This window comes from Pedobacter namyangjuensis, assembly GCF_003313325.1.
Classification (GTDB): Bacteria; Bacteroidota; Bacteroidia; order Sphingobacteriales; family Sphingobacteriaceae; genus Pedobacter; species Pedobacter namyangjuensis.
Genome location: NZ_QMHQ01000002.1, coordinates 297,469 through 316,426, shown reverse-complemented (window position 1 = coordinate 316,426; position 18,958 = coordinate 297,469). Strand labels below are relative to the sequence as shown.

Here is an 18,958-nt window from a genome sequence, read left to right as displayed (position 1 = left end):
CTCAAATTCAAACACCTTCTTAATTGTGGATATTTAATTGAAGGTAGCTAAGGATATTTTTGAGATATTTAACCCGCAAAAGATTTGAAAATATAAGGATGAAAGTAATTATTGCTGAAAAACCTTCTGTGGGTAGAGAACTTGCAAAAGTATTTGGTGCAACCACTAGAAAAGATGGTTACATTGAAGGAACTGGCTATTCTTTTACCTGGGCTTTCGGTCATTTATTGCAATTGGCACCGCCACAAGAATATGGCTTTATTGGCTGGCGTAGGCAACATTTACCTATGTTACCTGCAAAATTTAAATTATCAATTCGTAAAATTAAAACCAAAGATGGTTTTGTAGAAGATCCCGGAGTTAGGAAGCAGTTAGATATAATTAAAAAGCTTTTTGATGAAGCTACAGAAATTATCGTAGCAACGGATGCTGGGCGAGAAGGTGAGTTAATTTTTAGGTACATCTATTATTTTCTTAAATGCAAAAAACCTTTTAAACGTCTGTGGATTTCATCCCAAACTGACGAGGCTATAAAAGACGGTTTTAGGAATTTAAAGCCTGGAACTGATTATGATACTTTATTTAACTCGGCACATGCCCGTTCGCAAAGCGATTGGCTCGTTGGTATGAATGCTACGCAGGCTTTAAGTCTCTCGGCTGGCAATAAAACCGTATTATCTTTAGGCAGGGTGCAAACGCCAACATTGGCTATGATTTGTGCTAGATTCTTGGAAAACAAAAATTTCGTACCGCAGATATATTATCAAATTGCCATTCAGCTGGACAAAGACGGACAGTTATTTAAAGCTATATCTGTAGCCAACTACAAAACGCAAACAGAAGCACAAGAGGTATTTGATAAAGTTGAAGATGTAACTTCTGGAAATGCTACCGGAGGTAATATTACGGCTGTTGAGGCGAAACCACGAAAAGAACCGCCACCACTTTTGCACGATCTAAGTTCATTGCAGCAAGAGGCAAACAAGAAAAATGGTTTTACAGCAGATCAAACCCTAAATTTGCTTCAGAATTTGTACGAAAGCAAATTAGTTTCGTATCCACGTACTGGAAGTAGATATATAGGTGATGATATATTTGCAACTGTACCTCAATTAATTACATCTCTTTTAGAGCATCCAATATTTGCCAATCAGGCAACGTTTTTGCAAACAGCTACTTTAAACAAACGCAGTGTAAATGCTAAAAAGGTTACAGATCACCATGCGGTTTTGCCAACTGGTGTTAAGCCTTATAACCTAAGCAAAGACCATCAAGCAGTATATGATATGGTTGCTGGTAGAATGCTCGAAGCATTCCATCAGGAATGCGTAAAGGAGATTACTAAAATCACTATCGAATCGGGAACTATTTTTGTAGCAAACGGTACGGTTATCCGCTCTGCGGGATGGAGATCTGTATTTAACGAAGTCGAAGACGAAAAAAAGGATGAAGAAAATCCGGCTTTGCCAAAAGTAAAAGTAGGCGAATTATTACCAATTGTAAATAAAGCCTTGCTAGAAAAACAAACCAAGCCTAAACCTCTATATAATGAAGCTTCTTTGCTTAAAGCTTTGGAAACTTCTGGTAAAGAAATTGAGGATGAAGAGCTTCGTTATGCAATGAAAGACAGTGGTTTAGGTACACCTGCAACTAGGGCAGCAATAATAGAAACCTTGCTGACGCGAGAATACATTAAACGCGAAAAACGGAATTTAGTACCTACAACTAAAGGTTTGGCTGTTTATGAAGTGGTTAAGGATAAAAAAATTGCCCAGGCAGAATTAACCGGACAATGGGAGAAACGATTAGAGGAAATTCGTTCAGGAGCATCTGTAGCAGATTTTCAGGCAGAAATTACTGATTACACGAAAACAATTACCGAAGAATTGCTCCTAGCCGGAATAAGTATTTCTGCCCAGATAAACGAGCTTACTGCCTAGCTTTTTTTAGCGCTTAAAAGTTTAGATTCTAGTTGCTTTCCAAATCGTTTTACAAAAAAACCTGCAATTAATTTGGTAATAAATCCTTCTTTTTTCAATAAGGTATTATTAATTGTTCTTGCTAAAAACTTTCCGGTAGGATTATAAACAAATGGCCTATTTTCTAAAATTTTCTGGTTCGATGATTTTCGCTGAAATATTTTAGCAGGCAAATTTTTAACTACAACGCCAGAATCTTTTTTCAGACCGCTCTCTCGTTGTTTTAGTTCTTTTTTAATTACTTTAATCTCTTCTAATAAAGCTTGATGGTTTGTAAAAGTTTGACATCTTTTCATAGGCGAAATAGTTTATTTTATATATTTCTAACACTATAAAGGCTATTGGGTTTTGATTTATTGACATTAGTACGCCTTTTTTGGATATTTAGTTATCTTTAAACTGTTTATGAATCGTAAGTATTTCTTGTCGTTAATTCCGGCATCGCTTCTGTTAAATCCTTTAAAATCTACTGCAAATCAGTTAGATGAATTACCATATAAGAGCGTAAAAATTCCTCCGTATTTAAAAAGTGGCGACACGATCGGTATAACTTGTCCGGCGGGTTATATTACGCTAAAAGAAATAGAACCGGCTATTGCGCAGATGAAAAGCTGGGGTTTTAATATTGTAATTGGCAACACGGTTGATAAAAGAGATTTTACTTTTGGCGGTACTGACCAGGAGCGGTTGGAGGATTTGCAACAAATGCTTAATGATAGAAGCATAAAGGCCATAATGTGTGCCAGAGGCGGTTATGGTGCAATCAGAATAATTGACAAATTAGATTTCGAAGGCTTTCGTGCTTCGCCTAAATGGCTAATAGGTTTTAGCGATATTACAATCCTGCATACGCATATTAATACCAATTGGCGTGTAGCAAGTATCCATTCTAAAATGTGCAATAGTTTTCCTAGCAATTGGTCTTTAGCAGAGCCGATACAGATAGACACTATAAATTCTATACAACAAGCGCTCAAAGGCGAAAAAATGAAATACAGCGCACCCTACAATGTAAATAACCGTATGGGAAAGGTAACAGGGGAGTTAATTGGTGGAAACTTACGTTGCATTGAAAACTTGGCAGGTAGCGATTCGGAAATTGATACTGCCGGCAAAATATTATTTGTTGAAGATACCGGAGAGTACTTGTACAGTATTGATAGGATGTTTTATAATTTGAAGCGAAGCAGAAAATTAAATAAACTGGCCGGTTTAATTATTGGCGGTTTCAAAATAAAAGAAGATACGGAAGGAGATAAGTTCGGTAAAAATCTTGCAGAAATTGTAATGGATAAAGTTGCCGGTTTTGATTTCCCTGTTTGTTTTGATTTTGCGGTTGGACACCAGAAAGCAAATTTCGCTTTAAAGTGTGGTGTTCAGCATCGGTTAGAAGTTTGGGAGAGCGGTACAAAATTAGAGGAAGCCTAGTATTACATCTAAATATCTATTTCCTATTAACAAATCACATCTAAGCGTCGATTCCAATTCAATATTTTTACAACGTATTGGAACTAGCGGTTGAGAAATAAAATTTATTTTTTGCAGGAAAAGTTCATGTTCAAAACATACTTGATACGCAATTTCTAATAGACCTGGGCCTAAACTTTTATGAACCTAAATTGCAGCTCCTACAATTCTATAAGTTAGATTATCTAAATTCTGTTTAGTCATTGCTTTATTATTCAAATTAGATTAAATAATAGAAATGATTAACTAAATATAGCTGTAATAAATTAAAAATCTTATGGAGAGAAAAACTATGTTTCCTTTGCTTCTATGTGGTAAACTTTTTAGGCCGATATATGATAAACCGCTGTTTCCTGTAATCTAGAAGCAACAATAATTTCGGTGCCGTTGGCGTGGGCGCCGAATAATTCCTTTACCAAATCTGGGCAATTGTTATCCTTACTTAAATGCGATAAAAATAGATGGCTCAAAAAGCTGGGCCTATGATTTATAAATAATTCTAGCGCTTGTTTATTAGAAAGATGGCCGTTTCCACCACGAATCCTGTGTTTTAGGAAATATGGATATCGTCCGTTTTCCAACATCTCCTCATCGTAATTGGCCTCTAAAAAAACTGCATTACATTTTCTAAAGTTGTCGATAAGATTTGCGCAATGTCCGCCAATATCAGTAAATACACCAACAGTTATCCCATTGCAAGTAATTGTAAAACTATGTGGTTCTGCAGCATCATGTAATTTTGGAAATGCATTAACTTCCAGATTGCCTATAAAAATTGGCTGATAAGCGTAAAATGCGTTAATTAGATTAACTTGGAGATTTTGCTTACCGCGTAATAGCGTTGGCTCCGTTATGTAAACCGGAAGCTGATACTTTTTTGCAATAACAGGTAAACCTTTAATATGGTCGCTGTGCTCGTGGGTAATAAAAATCGCTTTTACCTTTTGCATATCTAAGCCTAGTCTATTCATCCTAATTTCGGTTTCCTTGCAAGATAGGCCTGCATCAACCAAAATAGCTTCATCGGTATTGCCAATATAAAAGCAATTGCCGTTGCTGCCGGTGTTTAACGAACAAATAGAAAGCGACATGGTACAAAGGTAAATCAAATAGCAGTTTTTCTGAGTGATATTTATTCACATTTTTGCTTAAACAAGTTTCTAATTGAGGTGTTTTTAAACAAATGCAAAACGATGGAAGAGAAACACAATAATGCTACGCCACAGCGACCAGAAGGAGCTAGGCCTTTGGATGCAAATTTGATACCTATCAACATTGAAAAATTTGTTACGCAAATTAAAAACGAGGAAGCGTATGATAAAAATGGAAAGAACGCGATCACGGTTTTTAAAAGTGAAAACATAACCATTACAATTGTTGCACTAAAGGCTAATGAAGTTATCCATCCTGGCAAAGCAGAAAACTGCGATATTATAACTTTGCAAATATTAGCGGGACAAATATCGTTTTCTAGCGGAGATACCGAGCTACAAATAGGAGAGAAAGAATTGTTAACTATTCATCAACAATTATCGTTTAACGCAACTGCTAAAACAGACACAATATGCCTTCTAACGGTTGTGAGATAGGTTTTTTAACATTTTTTTATTTTTTTTTCAAATTGGTTGTTTTGCCTAACAACTTGAAATTTAGGGGCTTTTGTGTAAAAAGTGGCTTAGCGATATAATCAGAGCCATAAAAAACTTTGAAACTTACTTGTTTATTAGGTTTAAATGATATATTTGAATCAAATTAAAACTAATAAAAATGGAAAAATTCTCAAAAGTTAAAGAAGTAATTGCTTCAATTGAAGCTGATGTTGAAAAATTTTATAACGGTGGCAACTCTGCTGCTGGTACTAGAGTACGTAAAGCAATGCAAGATCTTAAAGGTTTAGCTCAAGATATTCGTACTGAAGTTACAGAAAAGAAAAACAGCGCAAAATAATTTTTGAGCTCAATCATTACGAAGAAAAGACCTCGCAATTGCTAGGTCTTTTTTTGTTGCCAGTATTTAACGTTCTCTGCAATTTTTATTATATTTAGTTAAATACATTTTGACATGATTTCTGTAAAAGTTAGTTACACTGTAAAACCAGCGTTCGTAGAACAAAATAAAAAAAACATCAGTGCGTTTTTAGATGATTTCAAAAAAATTAAAGATGCCAACTTTTTGTACAATGTATATTTGCAAGAAGATAATTTAACTTTTTTACATGTTTCTATGTACGAAGATGAGACAGTTCAAAATACAGTATTAAACACACCTTCCTTTTTAAAATTTCAATCAGAGAGAGACCAAAGTGGTTTAAATAATTCTCATCAATTAGAAAAACTTCAACTACTAGGCTCTTCTTTAAGCTTAATTCAATAACGCTACCCTCTATTACCTCCATCTATGATTCACGAAAATTTACTCTTGATCATGGCATTGTTTTTCGCCATGACCTTACTCTATCTATTAAGCCAAAAATTAAAAATATCCTATCCAATTTTATTGGTAATCGGCGGTTTGGGTATTTCTTTTTTTCCGGGCGTTCCCGTAATTAATATAGATCCGGATTTGGTTTTTCTAATTTTCTTGCCTCCTTTACTTATGGAAGCAGCTTGGTATACCTCGTGGAACAGCTTTTGGAAATGGAGAAGGTCTATAATGGTAATGGGTTTTGGTTTGGTATTTTTCACGTCAATAGCTATCGCGTATTTTTCTGTTAGCATTATTCCTGGTTTTACTTTAGCGCTGGGTTTTCTTTTAGGTGGAATAATTTCTCCGCCCGACGCAGTTGCAGCATCCTCCGTACTTAAAGGTATGAGCGTACCGAAAAGAGGAACAACTATTTTAGAAGGAGAGAGTTTAGTTAATGATGCAGCATCTTTAACCGTTTTTAAATTTGCATTGGTAGCGGTGTTAACTGGCGAGTTTGTAATGCAAAAAGCTGTTACCGATTTCATAGTATTATCTATAATGGGTGCTGTGGTAGGTTTGGCGATAGCTCACATCCTTTATTTCGTTTTACGCTACTGGGCAAAATCATCTAGCATTACAACGCCAATTACTTTAATAGCACCTTATTTAATGTATATTACTGCAGAACAATTTCACTGGTCGGGTGTGTTGGCAGTTGTAAGCGGGGGGTTATTTCTATCTTTCAGATCGAAAGACTTTTTTAACTATCATACCAGAATACAGAGTAAAGAGGTATGGGAAACGCTTGGCTTTCTACTGAATGGATTTGTTTTTATCTTAATAGGATTAGAGCTTCCGTTAATTGTAAATGGCTTAGAAGGTTATTCTATGAAAGAGGCTATTGTTTATGCATTGCTAATTAGCCTAATAATTATCGTTTTACGCATAATTTTAGTTTATGTTGCCGCATTTTTACCACGAATTTTATCTAAAAAAGTAAGAGAAAGAGAAAAGAGTCCGGGTTATAAACTGCCGTTTATTATTGGATGGGCAGGCATGCGTGGCGTAGTTTCCTTAGCATCTGCATTATCCATTCCATTAGCATTAGATAACGGTCAAGCTTTTCCACATCGCAATTTAATTCTCTTTATCACCTTCGTGGTAATTTTAGTTACGTTGGTTTTTCAGGGTTTAACTTTACCAATTTTCTTAAAAGTACTTAAGGTAAAAGAAGTTGATGAATTTAGGCCAACTCATGAACAGATAGAAGAAATTAGATTATCCTTAGCAAAAGATTCAGTAGCACATTTAGATGCAAACTACGCAAGCGAAATGGAGCAGTATGAAACCATTAAAAGAGTTAAGGAGCAACTTTTACGAAGTATTGGCGCTACAGAAAATGCCGCACAAAACAATACAAAAGATTCTTTGGGAGCAGTAAGAAAGCTATACGTTGAAGTAATGCTTGAACTTTTACAGCTAAGACGACAAGGCCTTTACAAATTTAGTAAAGAGAAGCGTTATGACGATGAAGTGATTAAAGAAATGGAAAATAGTTTAGATTTGGAAGAAGCTCGTTTAAAGAAAACGTAAAACGCTGTGCAAAAGCGTAATTTAACTTTGTGGTATATTGTTTGTTGTAATAGTTAAAAAATTAAATATTATGAAATATTCAATATTAGCACCAATAGCTTTCGTAGCTATATTTGTTATGCAAGGTTGTGTAAGTAATAAGAAATATCAAGAACTGCAAAGTAACAACTCCAAGTTGCAACAAAGTAACGAAGAACTCAATAAACGCTTGCAAGGAAGCGAACAAGATTTGAGCGGAAGCAGGGTAAGGGTTAAAAGTTTAGAAGAACAAATTGCTTCAGAAAAGGCAAATGTCGCCTCCCTACAAGCTGCGCTAGAGAAGTGCTTAAATTCTAGTACGCAGGGAAACGTTAACATATCTAAACTGGTTGACGAAATAAATTCTTCGAACAAATACATTCAGCAACTGGTGAATGCCAAAAACAAAAGCGACTCGCTTAACATGGTATTGACGAATAATTTAACCCGATCATTAAGTAGGGAAGAGATGACCGATGTAGATGTAAAAGTTCTTAAAGGAGTAGTTTACGTTTCGTTAGCGGATAATATGCTTTATAAATCTGGAAGTTATGAAATTGCAGATAAAGCGGGTGCAACTTTAGGTAAAATAGCTAAAATTATAAAAGACTATAATGGATACGATGTACTGATTGAAGGTAACACCGATAACGTACCAATTACGCAAACCAATATTAGAAACAATTGGGATTTAAGTGCTTTAAGAGCATCGTCTGTGGTATTATCTTTGCAAAATAATTACGGTATTGATCCGAAAAGATTAACAGCAGGTGGGCGAGGAGAGTACAATCCGGTTGCAAGTAATGACACGCCAGAAGGCAAAGCTAGAAATAGGAGAACCCAGATTATTATAACCCCTAAACTAGATCAGTTTATGGAGTTAATTGGAAAAGCTCCAGAAACCAGCAAACAGTAAGCTTGTTAAATATTAAAAAAAGGTGTTTATGGTTAAGCTATAAACACCTTTTTTTGTGGAATAAATATTTAACATTTATTTAATAGCTTATTTGTAGCTTGCATTATAGTTAACATAAAATGATAAAAAAATCTATAATCAATCTCTCAATATTTTCGCTATTAGCATTAAGCGTTCAGGCACAAGAAAGCAAGCTTAAAGTCAGTCAAACAACTAATTCTGATAAAAGCGTTCGCCTTAATTTCGAAAAAACGGATCCAGGCACGCAAACTTTAGTATTAAACTTTAGAGAGATAAATAACTCCAGCGGTAGCTTAACGCAAAGTTTTACGGTAAGTGGTTACAGTGGAAGTTTTTTAACCCTAAATCCAACAAATAAAAATCAAGGTATTGGTCTTTCCTATTCGTACCGTTACATTAGAGGTAAATTTAATCCGAAATATGATAATGCATTTGTTTATTTGTTGCCGTATGAAAATGATGTACAGGTAAAAGTTAGCGAATCGAGCTTTTTAGGCGCAACTTATTTTGGTAGTACCACACCAGAAGATTGGAAAGTTTATAGGTTTTACACAAAGGATGAAGAAAATGTTACCGCTGCAAGAAAAGGTGTGGTTGTAGAAATTGTAGATACTTTTGAAAGCGATAATGCCGGTGTTGCTTATACGAGTAAAACCAATCATTTAATAATTGAGCATAGCGATGGAACGCTAGCTACTTACAGAGGACTAAAAAAAGGCAGCTTTGTAGTTAAGTTAGGGCAAACAGTATTTCCTGGAACTGTTTTAGCAAAAAATAGCAAATATGGATCAAACGATAGGTATAATATTTCCTTTATGGTTTCTTACCTTAAATCTAAAGATTTAGAAGCAAATAACAGTCAAAACAATAAAACTTCAAAAAGCTATTATGGTTTTATCACACCACAGTTTTTTACATCAGAAAAACCGAATGTGGTTTTAGAAGCTGATGCTTTTTACACGGTTGCGCAAAGCAAAGATATTGTGCAAAAGGAGTTTACAAAAAAAGAGCTAAAAAATATAAAATAGAAAAAAAGCAGTCTCGATTAAAAGACTGCTTTTTAAATTTTATTTTTTTAGTGATGCCATATCTATTACGAAGCGATATTTCACATCGCTTTTAAGCATTCGCTCGTAAGCTTCATTAATATCTTGCATATTTATCAACTCAATATCAGAAACGATATTGTTAGCACCACAGAAATCTAACATTTCTTGTGTTTCGGCTATGCCGCCAATTACAGAACCAGCAACAGATTTTCTGCCCATTATCATTGGCACAGTCTGTAAAACAGGCTCCAACGCACCCAAATAGCCAACCAATACATGTGTACCGTTAATGTTTAGTGTTTCAACATAAGGGTTTACATCATGCACATAAGGTACGGTGTCAATAATTAGGTCAAATTTGCCACGTACTGATTTCATTTCATCTTTATTAGTAGAAATGATTACTTGATCTACTCCTAATGCCTTAGCATCGTCAGTTTTGCCAGGAGTTCTAGAAAACAAAGTCACTTCCGCACCTAAACCTTTAGCAAGTTTAATAGCCATGTGTCCTAATCCGCCCAAGCCTACAACCGCAACTTTAGAGCCTTTGGTTACATTCCAATGTCTTAATGGCGACCAAGTAGTAATTCCCGCACATAGAAGAGGGGCAACTGCAGCCAAATCTAAATTTTCTGGTACGGCTAAAACGTAATTTTCATCCACAACAACTTTTTCAGAATAGCCACCAAAAGTCTGTTGGTTCAGGTGTTTGTCTTTTCCATTGTAAGTGCCCACAAAACCGTTTAAGCAATATTGCTCTAAATCTTGTTGGCAACTGCTACAAGTTCTGCAAGAATCTACAATACATCCAACACCAGCTAAATCGCCTACTTTAAACTTGCTAACTGCAGAACCTACATTTGTAATTCTACCTACAATTTCATGACCTGGCACAGCTGGATAAATCGTTCCGCCCCAATCGTTTCTGGCCGTGTGTAAATCAGAGTGACAAACACCACAGTATAAAATTTCAATTTCTACATCGTTTGGTGTAACTGCTCTTCTATCTATTTGTATTAATTTTAAGTCTGCATCTACAGCCGCTGCTGCAAACGCCTTAACATTTGTTGTATTGCTCATCGTTATTTTTATTTATTACAAATCTATAAAAGGTAATAGAATGACGTGTTTCATATTCGTAAAAAATAGGTAAATAAACACATCAAAACTGGTAAGTATATGTTTTAACAACAGTATAACAAATTAGTTTTTTGTAATTCCTTTGGGTTTTAAAAAAAAATTATGTTTAATTTTTTTCTTTTTGATATTAGAAAAAACGTATAATGTATTTAATTTTTACAGCGCTAAGTTTGGTCACTTATGTATAAACAATAATAAATTGATCAATTTAAGTATACCTATTTAACAAGCAAACAAACACATTAATTTATTGTTGTTTTTTGAACAATTTATTTTACATGAATAATATGCCAATGCTCCTCGACACTGAGCAATTGCTCGGAATGATGAAGTTGATAAAAAATCCCATTTCGGTGCATGCAGGAGACGATGCTACGGTGCTATATGCCAACGATTATATGTTAGCGGTTTGGGGTAAAGACAGCTCGATTATTGGCAAGCCATTAGAAGTGGGTTTGCCAGAAATGAAAGGACAGCCTTTTAGAGAGATGTTTGCTACTTCGTTTAGAGAAGGTAAAACTTACACTGGAACAGAAACACCAGCAGATCTTGAGCTACAGGGAAAACTTGACACCTATTATTTCGATTTTAGCTACCAGCCGGTACGAAATTCAAACGGTGAAATTATAGCGGTGATGAACTCTGCAATTGACGTAACGGAAAGGGTGAAGCATAGGCAAACATTAGATAAAGCAAAACTTGATGCGCTTGTTTTGGAGAAAGAGCAAGCAATAAATGAACAACTTGTAGCAGACAAATTGGAACTTGAGTCTCAGGTTTTGCTACGTGCAAGAGAAGCTGTAGAAAACGCACAGCAATTTAAACGACTTGTAGAGCAGGCACCGGTAGCCATTGCAGTGTTTCGTACCGAGGAGCTTTTTGTAGATATTGCGAATGAATCTATATTGAAAATATGGGGCAAAGATTCATCTGCTATTGGTTTGCCACTTTATAAAGCAATGCCGGAGCTAGACGGACAACCTTTTATTGGCATACTAAAAAATGTAATTGTTTCTGGCAAGCCTTATTTTGGTAAAGAAAGCAAAGCTTTTGTAATGCACAGAGGAGTGTTAACCGAGGGTTATTATAACTTTATTTGCCAGCCTCTTAAAAATCCTGATGGTACGATTAGTAGTGTACTGCAAATGGTAACCGACGTTACCGCTCAGGTTGTTGCAAGGCTTGAAGTACAGCGTACGAAGGAGATGATGGACATGGCAATTGATGCTGCGAACCTCGGTTCTTGGAGAATCGATCCTGAAACGAAAAATTTGGAATATAACGATGCGCTTGCAAGGATGTATGGATACAGTGGAGATACCCCTATGACGTTCGACCAGGCTATTTCTCAGGTTACTGAAGAGCATAAGACTAGATTATTGTTAGAAATTGATAAGGCGTTAGATATGGGTGGATTATACGATGTTACTTTTGAACAGCGCCGTTTTGATAGTGATGAAATAATTTGGCTAAAATCTTTTGGAAAAGTAAATCTACATGAAAATGGGCAACCTGTTTTTACAGGTTTTGTAATGGATGTTACTGAAGCAAAAAAAGATGAGCAACGCAAACATGATTTTATAAGCATCGTAAGCCACGAGCTTAAAACTCCACTTACCTCGTTAAATGGATATCTGCAATTGTTGCAACGGATGTCGAAAAAATCAGAAGATTTGCAAACTGGCCGGATTGCAGATTCCGCTGTTCGACAACTAAAACGTATGAACGAGATGGTTAACGGATTTTTGGATCTTTCGAGGCTTGAAGCTGGAAAACTGATACTAGAAATGGTAACATTTGATTTTGAAAAACTGGTTAATGAAATGATTGCGGAGGCCGAACTAGTAGATTCTTCTCACCGATTTGAGTTGCTAAATTGTGATTCCGTACATATAACCGGAGACAGGTTGAAGATTGCAAGTGTAATATCAAACTTACTTAGCAACGCAGCGAAATATTCTCCGGGATCAGACTTAGTAACGATTAGTTGTGATAAAATCGGAGATCAAATTCATTTTTCTGTTAGCGATAGTGGAATCGGTATTGCTCCAGAACACATTGATAATTTATTTGATCGTTTTTATAGGGTAAATTCGTCGGGCCAGGTTTCTGGTTTCGGGATTGGACTTTACCTTAGCAAGGAAGTGATTACCAGACATCAAGGCAAAATATGGGTAGAGAGTAGGCTTGGAGAGGGCTCCACGTTTCACTTCTCTTTACCCGTAATTTAGTCATTTAATACAATCATTCGGTGAGTAAATCATAAACGTTTTGCGTTGCCCACCAAAGTTTTTTGAATCCATGCGAATTTTTGGCAATTCCATTAAAGCAAAAACCCTGCTAATCGTGCGATTGCAGGGTTTTATACGTTTTGATAGTCTTTGGTGTGATCCCGCTGGGATTCGAACCCAGGACCACTACATTAAAAGTGTAATGCTCTACCAGCTGAGCTACGGAATCATTCCTTTTGTTTAAGGAGGTGCAAATATAGAAATTAAAATTAATTAGCCCAATTTTTTATTAAAAAATATTGAGCCTATATTAAGCTTTATCTAAAAAAACATCTACGTTTTAAGATAATTAATTGATAATCAATTAATTTTTACAAGGCGCAGTTTCAAAAATAAATTTGATTTGTTCAAAATTAATAGGCTTATCCTTCGCAAAATAAGATCTACCCATTGAAGTCTCAATTACACCAACCCCTAAAGCCAGTTTGTTATCCTTCCTTAGAAAAGCTAATGGATTTTTATAAGTCTGGTCTTTTGAAGTGGATTGGTGAAACGTATAATCTACGAAGAGTGTGTCATTATTAAACTTACCTGCTACTGTACCTGTATTCGAAGCTTTTTCTGCATAATTAATTACTAAATCACCGTTAATATTTCCATTGTCTGAAATTCTTAAGTCTAGGTGCGCCGTATCTTTTCCGTCAATGGCAATATAACATTCTTTTGTTGCTGTGCTATCAACTAAACTAGCGTTAGTTTTTTGTTCACCATTACCACAACTGGCTAGAAATGGCAATAGGACAATGACCAAGTAAAGTTTTGAAATTCGTCTCATTGAAATAGAATTTAGTGTATAAATAAAATAGTTATCACGATGTTTGGATAATATAGGAATTATAAGCTCAATATAAGCTTTTGTAGCATTGCATTTACAAAAACGCAAACAATTTTGATGTTTTTTGTATTTCAATAGTATATAAATTTTATGCTATGGAAAATTTAAGTCAAGAGAATAAAGCAGGTAAAAGCCCTCAGCCAAACGATCAGGTTCAATTAGAAATTGAAACCGTAACGCCCGAAACCGAAAAAGATGTGGTTCCTACACAGCAGTCAGAAAAAACTGAAAATAATAATGAATCTCAAGATCATGTAGCTAATTCCAATCAGGCAGACGGAAACACTGAAACTGATGATGATCAGGTAGTTAACGACAATGAGGAAGATCAGGAGGAAGGAAGTAGTGAACAACAATTGCCTGCAGAAAATAAAAGCGACAATAAGGAATCTGCAGAAAAAGACGCTGATGCAGAAAACGACGAGGATGGTAGAGACAAAAAACAAGAGGGGAGCTCTACAGACCCAGTTTCAGATCAGATAGAGACAGTAACTCCGTAGTTAGCATAAAAAAGAGCCTTCCGAAATTTGGAGGGCTCTTTAATTATCTATGATTTTTGTACGTACTTTACTTCTTCATAAGGCTGAACCAAAACCCATCCTTCCCCAGCAAATTCGAGCTGAAATGATTCGCCACTTCCTCTGCCGATAAAAGAACCGAAAGTAATGTTGGTTTTTATTTTAGGCGATAAATGCTCAGACCATGCTACAGTTGCATTTGGATCAGTGAAAACCGGCTGGTTCGGAGTAACCTTTAGTAATATTGGCTCGCCGTGTGTAGTTATTGCAATGTAACCAGAACCAGATAATCTAACCTGAAATAATCCACCAGACATCATCCCGGCAACACTTTTAAGCATCTTAATATCGTTGCTAATTCCTTCTTCCAAGGCCAAAACATCATTTCCGTTTACAAAAATGGCTTCGTTTTGCAATTTTATTATTTTCACTTTTTTGCCTTCATCGGCGAGGTAAAGTTTCCCACTTCCAGAAGCAAACATAAGCGAAGTACCTTCTCCAGAGATTGCCTTTTTTAGCAGGCCACCTAAACCTTTGCTAAGCATTCCTTCTCTTTTAAAATCTATATTGCCAATGTATGCAACCATAGAGCCTGCTTTTGCCAGAATTTTTTGGTTTCGCATATTTATTTCTAGCATCGCCGGTTTTTCAAGCTCAAAAAAATCATTCTCACTTGGGTTTTCGGCAGATTCGTTAATGAATTCTGTTAAAGTATATTCTCTTTTTTCCATTTTCAAATATTTAAATCAAAGGTTTTTTTTATAAATATAACACATAAGCTTTCATATCAAATAAACATTTTCAATGCGTTTTTTATGAAGTTCTTAGCCGTTAAAACTTTTCAACATAAAGATGCATATTGAGGGTTATTTTGCTAAATTCGCAAGGTTATAGAAAAACCTAATTTAAAATTTGCGATTAGCGCATGTTGGTTGGCATTTTAAACGCTTAACACGATACGTTTAACGCAAAACAAAAAAGATTTATGGCAGAAGATTTAGAAAATCAAGAGAACGATAAAATAATTTCAATAAATATAGACGAGCAGATGAAATCTGCTTACATCGATTATTCGATGTCGGTTATCGTAAGTAGGGCTTTGCCTGATGTGCGAGATGGCCTAAAACCAGTGCACAGACGTGTTTTATACGGTATGTTGGATTTAGGTTTAGGTGCCGGAAAACCTTATAAAAAATCTGCCCGTATTGTGGGTGAGGTTTTAGGTAAGTATCACCCACATGGTGATTCATCTGTTTATATGACGATGGTACGTATGGCTCAAGAGTGGAGCTTACGTTATTTAATGGTCGACGGACAGGGAAACTATGGATCAGTGGATGGAGATTCACCTGCGGCAATGCGTTATACGGAGGCACGCTTTCAGAAAATTGCTGAGGAAATGTTGGCCGATATCAATAAGGATACTGTAGATTTCCAGTTGAACTTTGATGATTCGTTACAGGAACCAACCGTGCTTCCATCTAAAGTACCAAATCTTTTAATTAACGGTTCTTCGGGTATTGCCGTAGGTATGGCAACAAATATGGCTCCTCACAACTTAACGGAAGCTATCAATGCCACGGTTGCTTATATAGAAAATAACGAAATTACCATTCCTGAGTTGATGAAACACATCAAGGGACCAGATTTCCCGACAGGAGGTATCATCTACGGATATAACGGTGTTCAAGAAGCTTTTGAAACCGGCAGAGGCCGAATTGTAATGCGTGCCAAAGCAGAAATAGAAAGCACTAAAGATCGCGAGACAATTATTGTTACAGAAATACCTTATCAAGTAAATAAAGCTCAAATGATTGAGCGTACAGCCGAATTGATAGGAGAGAAGAAAATTGAAGGTATTTCTAACATAAAAGATGAATCGAACAAAGACGGTATTCGTATAGTTTATGAAATTAAACGCGATGCAAATGCGAGCATTGTATTAAATAACCTTTATAAACAAACTGCTTTACAAACTTCGTTTAGCGTTAATAATATTGCGTTGGTGCACGGACGCCCGCAAATGTTAAACCTAAAGGATCTAATACGCCACTTTGTTGATCACAGACATGAGGTTATAACACGTAGAACGAAATTTGAATTAGCAGAGGCTGAAAAACGTGCGCATATTTTAGAAGGTTTGTTGATTGCTCTTGATCATATTGAGGAAGTAATCAAGTTAATTCGTGCATCTAGCACTCCAGAAGAAGCCAGAACTGGTTTAATGGAGAAGTTTGGACTAACAGATATTCAAGCGAGAGCAATCTTAGACATGACGCTTCGTAGATTAACAGGTCTAGAGCGTGATAAGATCAAAGAGGAATATGCCGAGCTGATGAAAACTATCGAGTATTTGAAATCTATTTTAGCTGATGAAGGGCTAAGAATGAAGATTATCAAAGAAGAACTGACTGAAATGCTTGAAAAATATGGCGATGAAAGAAGAACGGAAATTGTTCATTCTGCCGAAGATATGAGCATGGAAGATTTCATCGTTGACGAAGAAGTTGTAATCACGATTTCTCATGAAGGTTATATTAAACGTACTCCAGCGTCAGAATATCGCACACAAGGTAGAGGCGGAAAAGGCGCAAAAGGTAGTGTTTCTAGAAATGAAGATTTTATTGAGCATTTACTAATTGCTACTAACCATAATTATATGTTGTTTTTTACAGAAGCAGGTCGTTGTTTCTGGTTAAGGGTTTACGAAATACCTGAGGGAAGCAGAACAAGTAAAGGAAGAGCGTTACAAAACATCATAAATATCCCTAAGGAAGAAAAAGTTAAAGCTTATATTAAAGTAAAAAATCTAAAAGACCAGGAGTATTTAGAGAACAACTTTATTATTATGTGTACTAAAAAGGGTACCATCAAGAAAACTTCTTTAGAGGCTTATTCTCGTCCACGTGTTAATGGTATTAATGCAATTAACATTAATGAAGGAGATCAATTACTAGAGGCAAGTTTAACTACAGGAAGTAGCGAAATTGTAATGGCACTACGCTCTGGAAGGGCAATTCGTTTTAACGAAAAAACCGTTAGACCAATGGGTAGAACTGCAACTGGTGTACGTGGTGTTACGTTGGCACACGACAAAGATGAAGTTGTAGGTATGATTGCAATTGATGATCCGGAAGCAACAGTATTAGTAGTTTCTGAAAAAGGTTACGGAAAACGTACCGATATCGAAGATTATCGCGTTACAAATAGAGGTGGTAAAGGTGTTAAAACTATTAATATTACCGAAAAAACTGGCGCATTAGTTGCTATAAAAAATGTAACAGATGCTGATGACTTGATGATTATCAATAGGTCTGGTATAGTTATTAGGATTGTAGTGAGCGAGTTACGTGTTATGGGAAGAGCAACACAAGGCGTTAGATTAATTACTTTAAAAGGTAATGATGAAATTGCTTCTGTAGCTAAAATAGAACACGAGGATGAAGAAGAAGAGATTGAAGAAGCAACTCTAGTAGAAGGAGAGGAAGCAGTTGAAGGCGATTATACTACCGAAAATAACAATCCTGATACGGAAGCTGAAACAGAAGAGAATTAATATAATTTCGAATAAAATAAAAGACAAAATGAAAAAATTACTTTTAAGTATATTAATTGTAGGTACTAGTGCTACACTTGCCAATGCTCAAAAAAGTGAAGTAACGGAAGCTAAAAAAGCTTGGGATATTTACGGTTTGACAGCTGGAAAGCAAACATTCGACAAATCAATGGCTGCGTTAAATGCTGGTTTAAAGCATACAGATAATGCCATTGCCAATGAGAAATCTGCTGTTATGCCAGAAGCTTGGGGCTACAGAGCATTATTTGCTTCTGCAATTGCCTATACAGATTCTGTAGATGCGGCAAATGCGTCAGCTAAAGAAAAAATTGCTGAAGAATCAATCGAAAAACTGAAAACTTTAGATGCGAAAGGTTCTCAAAAGGAAAACATAGAGCTTGCTAAGGTAAATATCCGCAATGCGATAAGTAATAGAGGTGTTAAGGCCTATAATGCAAAAGATTACAAAACAGCATTAACATCATTTAACCAGCTTATTGCTTTAAATCCGCAGGATACTGCAATGTACATGAACGCTGGTGTAGTTGCTAAGATGGATGGAAATTATCCAGAAGCAATTAAACATTTTAAGAAAATGACAGAGTTTAACGGTCCAGATGCTAAAAACTACCACATCGAACTTGTTAATATTTCGTTAACTAACTTAAAAGACACTACGGCAGCTTTAGAAGCTGTTAAAAATGCACTAGCAAAATATCCGGACGATCCTGATTTTGTTGGTTATGAAACTGATATTTACATTAATAGAGGTGACATTGCAAAATCTCAAGAAGCATTGAAAAAGCTTATCGCTAAAGATGATAAAAAAGCAATTTATCATTATTTAATGGGTGACACTTATTATAAACAAGCTTTGGCCTTGCAAACAGAGAGAAGTAAGCTAAGTGCTAAACAAACAAAAGAGTTTGATGCAATTTCGGCTAAAATGTTAGCTTTCATAGATCAATCGTTACCACACTACAAAAAGTCGGTTGAACTTGATCCAAAATTAGTTTCAGGCTTAGAAACATTGAAACAAATTTATGCATTTAAGAACGACACAGCTAACTACGAAGCTATAAAAAAGCAATTGGATGCACTTCCAGCAGCTAACTAATTTAAATTACTAAATATTTTAAGAGGGATGAATTTAATTTATCCCTCTTTTT

17 protein-coding genes, 1 tRNA gene and 1 pseudogene are annotated in these 18,958 nt (G+C 35.7%); 12 read left to right on the top strand and 7 right to left on the bottom strand.

Annotated elements, in window-relative coordinates; all coding sequences use genetic code 11:
• Positions 1-98: 98 nt before the first annotated feature.
• Complete coding sequence (gene topB, locus DUT69_RS08575; protein ID WP_113652821.1) at positions 99-1,940, top strand: DNA topoisomerase III; 1,842 nt, start codon at positions 99-101, stop codon at positions 1,938-1,940.
• Here topB and DUT69_RS08570 read toward each other — a convergent pair.
• On the bottom strand, positions 1,937-2,275 hold the full coding sequence (locus DUT69_RS08570; RefSeq protein ID WP_113652820.1) for a hypothetical protein: 339 nt from the start codon (positions 2,273-2,275) through the stop codon (positions 1,937-1,939). The genes topB and DUT69_RS08570 overlap by 4 nt on opposite strands.
• Before the next feature lie 109 nt (positions 2,276-2,384).
• On the opposite strand from DUT69_RS08570, the gene DUT69_RS08565 reads away from it, so the two are divergent.
• Positions 2,385-3,407 (top strand): S66 peptidase family protein, encoded by a 1,023-nt coding sequence (locus tag DUT69_RS08565; RefSeq protein WP_113652819.1) that lies wholly within the window; start codon positions 2,385-2,387, stop codon positions 3,405-3,407.
• On the opposite strand, the pseudogene DUT69_RS19545 reads toward DUT69_RS08565, so the two are convergent.
• Positions 3,393-3,581, bottom strand: a pseudogene (locus tag DUT69_RS19545) (GxxExxY protein); the annotation flags it as partial. The gene DUT69_RS08565 and the pseudogene DUT69_RS19545 overlap by 15 nt on opposite strands.
• Positions 3,582-3,769: 188 nt before the next feature.
• The gene (locus tag DUT69_RS08555; RefSeq protein WP_113652818.1) at positions 3,770-4,537 is read right to left on the bottom strand and encodes an MBL fold metallo-hydrolase; all 768 of its coding nucleotides are present in this window, start codon (positions 4,535-4,537) and stop codon (positions 3,770-3,772) included.
• Positions 4,538-4,639: 102 nt separating this feature from the next.
• Between DUT69_RS08555 and DUT69_RS08550 the strand changes: the two genes are divergently transcribed.
• The 6 genes from DUT69_RS08550 (at position 4,640) to DUT69_RS08525 (ending at position 9,428) form a co-directional block, all read left to right on the top strand.
• Positions 4,640-5,035, top strand: a complete 396-nt coding sequence (locus DUT69_RS08550; RefSeq protein WP_162796225.1) for a cupin domain-containing protein — start codon at positions 4,640-4,642, stop codon at positions 5,033-5,035.
• 178 nt (positions 5,036-5,213) lie between these two features.
• On the top strand, positions 5,214-5,393 hold the full coding sequence (locus DUT69_RS08545) for a histone H1 (RefSeq protein WP_113652816.1): 180 nt from the start codon (positions 5,214-5,216) through the stop codon (positions 5,391-5,393).
• Positions 5,394-5,507: 114 nt separating this feature from the next.
• Positions 5,508-5,819: a hypothetical protein gene (locus DUT69_RS08540; protein ID WP_113652815.1), complete on the top strand. Its 312-nt coding sequence runs from the start codon at positions 5,508-5,510 to the stop codon at positions 5,817-5,819.
• Positions 5,820-5,870: 51 nt separating this feature from the next.
• Positions 5,871-7,445, top strand: coding sequence for a Na+/H+ antiporter (locus DUT69_RS08535; RefSeq protein WP_240186684.1), 1,575 nt, complete (start codon positions 5,871-5,873; stop codon positions 7,443-7,445).
• A gap of 70 nt (positions 7,446-7,515) precedes the next feature.
• Positions 7,516-8,379, top strand: coding sequence for an OmpA/MotB family protein (locus tag DUT69_RS08530; RefSeq protein WP_113652813.1), 864 nt, complete (start codon positions 7,516-7,518; stop codon positions 8,377-8,379).
• A 119-nt stretch (positions 8,380-8,498) separates the two neighbouring features.
• On the top strand, positions 8,499-9,428 hold the full coding sequence (locus tag DUT69_RS08525) for a M23 family metallopeptidase (RefSeq protein WP_113652812.1): 930 nt from the start codon (positions 8,499-8,501) through the stop codon (positions 9,426-9,428).
• A 39-nt stretch (positions 9,429-9,467) separates the two neighbouring features.
• Here the strand turns inward: DUT69_RS08525 and DUT69_RS08520 are convergent, their stop codons facing one another.
• Positions 9,468-10,529, bottom strand: coding sequence for an NAD(P)-dependent alcohol dehydrogenase (locus DUT69_RS08520; protein ID WP_113652811.1), 1,062 nt, complete (start codon positions 10,527-10,529; stop codon positions 9,468-9,470).
• A gap of 347 nt (positions 10,530-10,876) precedes the next feature.
• On the opposite strand from DUT69_RS08520, the gene DUT69_RS08515 reads away from it, so the two are divergent.
• The gene (locus DUT69_RS08515; protein WP_162796224.1) at positions 10,877-12,820 is read left to right on the top strand and encodes a PAS domain-containing sensor histidine kinase; all 1,944 of its coding nucleotides are present in this window, start codon (positions 10,877-10,879) and stop codon (positions 12,818-12,820) included.
• A gap of 156 nt (positions 12,821-12,976) precedes the next feature.
• Here the strand turns inward: DUT69_RS08515 and DUT69_RS08510 are convergent.
• Both DUT69_RS08510 and DUT69_RS08505 read right to left on the bottom strand, forming a co-directional pair.
• A tRNA-Lys gene (locus tag DUT69_RS08510) sits at positions 12,977-13,049 on the bottom strand.
• 135 nt (positions 13,050-13,184) lie between these two features.
• On the bottom strand, positions 13,185-13,790 hold the full coding sequence (locus DUT69_RS08505; protein WP_240186683.1) for a hypothetical protein: 606 nt from the start codon (positions 13,788-13,790) through the stop codon (positions 13,185-13,187).
• A 20-nt stretch (positions 13,791-13,810) separates the two neighbouring features.
• On the opposite strand from DUT69_RS08505, the gene DUT69_RS08500 reads away from it, so the two are divergent.
• Positions 13,811-14,215 carry a hypothetical protein gene (locus DUT69_RS08500; RefSeq protein WP_113652808.1) on the top strand — a complete coding sequence of 135 codons (405 nt, stop codon included), beginning with the start codon at positions 13,811-13,813 and terminating at the stop codon, positions 14,213-14,215.
• A 47-nt stretch (positions 14,216-14,262) separates the two neighbouring features.
• Here DUT69_RS08500 and DUT69_RS08495 read toward each other — a convergent pair whose 3' ends face one another.
• Positions 14,263-14,964, bottom strand: a complete 702-nt coding sequence (locus tag DUT69_RS08495) for an AIM24 family protein (RefSeq protein ID WP_113652807.1) — start codon at positions 14,962-14,964, stop codon at positions 14,263-14,265.
• A 254-nt stretch (positions 14,965-15,218) separates the two neighbouring features.
• Between DUT69_RS08495 and gyrA the strand changes: the two genes are divergently transcribed.
• Both gyrA and DUT69_RS08485 read left to right on the top strand, forming a co-directional pair.
• Positions 15,219-17,789: a DNA gyrase subunit A gene (gene gyrA / locus DUT69_RS08490; RefSeq protein ID WP_113652806.1), complete on the top strand. Its 2,571-nt coding sequence runs from the start codon at positions 15,219-15,221 to the stop codon at positions 17,787-17,789.
• A gap of 28 nt (positions 17,790-17,817) precedes the next feature.
• Positions 17,818-18,906 (top strand): tetratricopeptide repeat protein, encoded by a 1,089-nt coding sequence (locus DUT69_RS08485; protein ID WP_113652805.1) that lies wholly within the window; start codon positions 17,818-17,820, stop codon positions 18,904-18,906.
• Positions 18,907-18,958: the final 52 nt, after the last annotated feature.

Excerpts from the sequence above, each read along its gene's own strand:
- DUT69_RS08570 (WP_113652820.1), bottom strand. The coding sequence starts at position 2,275 with ATGAAAAGATGTCAAACTTTTACAAACCATCAAGCTTTATTAGAAGAG.
- gyrA (WP_113652806.1), top strand. The coding sequence starts at position 15,219 with ATGGCAGAAGATTTAGAAAATCAAGAGAACGATAAAATAATTTCAATA.
- DUT69_RS08555 (WP_113652818.1), bottom strand. The coding sequence starts at position 4,537 with ATGTCGCTTTCTATTTGTTCGTTAAACACCGGCAGCAACGGCAATTGC.
- DUT69_RS08550 (WP_162796225.1), top strand. The coding sequence starts at position 4,640 with ATGGAAGAGAAACACAATAATGCTACGCCACAGCGACCAGAAGGAGCT.
- DUT69_RS08485 (WP_113652805.1), top strand. The coding sequence starts at position 17,818 with ATGAAAAAATTACTTTTAAGTATATTAATTGTAGGTACTAGTGCTACA.
- topB (WP_113652821.1), top strand. The coding sequence starts at position 99 with ATGAAAGTAATTATTGCTGAAAAACCTTCTGTGGGTAGAGAACTTGCA.
- DUT69_RS08545 (WP_113652816.1), top strand. The coding sequence starts at position 5,214 with ATGGAAAAATTCTCAAAAGTTAAAGAAGTAATTGCTTCAATTGAAGCT.
- DUT69_RS08525 (WP_113652812.1), top strand. The coding sequence starts at position 8,499 with ATGATAAAAAAATCTATAATCAATCTCTCAATATTTTCGCTATTAGCA.
- DUT69_RS08500 (WP_113652808.1), top strand. The coding sequence starts at position 13,811 with ATGGAAAATTTAAGTCAAGAGAATAAAGCAGGTAAAAGCCCTCAGCCA.
- DUT69_RS08495 (WP_113652807.1), bottom strand. The coding sequence starts at position 14,964 with ATGGAAAAAAGAGAATATACTTTAACAGAATTCATTAACGAATCTGCC.
- DUT69_RS08540 (WP_113652815.1), top strand. The coding sequence starts at position 5,508 with ATGATTTCTGTAAAAGTTAGTTACACTGTAAAACCAGCGTTCGTAGAA.
- DUT69_RS08535 (WP_240186684.1), top strand. The coding sequence starts at position 5,871 with ATGGCATTGTTTTTCGCCATGACCTTACTCTATCTATTAAGCCAAAAA.
- DUT69_RS08530 (WP_113652813.1), top strand. The coding sequence starts at position 7,516 with ATGAAATATTCAATATTAGCACCAATAGCTTTCGTAGCTATATTTGTT.
- DUT69_RS08515 (WP_162796224.1), top strand. The coding sequence starts at position 10,877 with ATGCCAATGCTCCTCGACACTGAGCAATTGCTCGGAATGATGAAGTTG.
- DUT69_RS08520 (WP_113652811.1), bottom strand. The coding sequence starts at position 10,529 with ATGAGCAATACAACAAATGTTAAGGCGTTTGCAGCAGCGGCTGTAGAT.
- DUT69_RS08565 (WP_113652819.1), top strand. The coding sequence starts at position 2,385 with ATGAATCGTAAGTATTTCTTGTCGTTAATTCCGGCATCGCTTCTGTTA.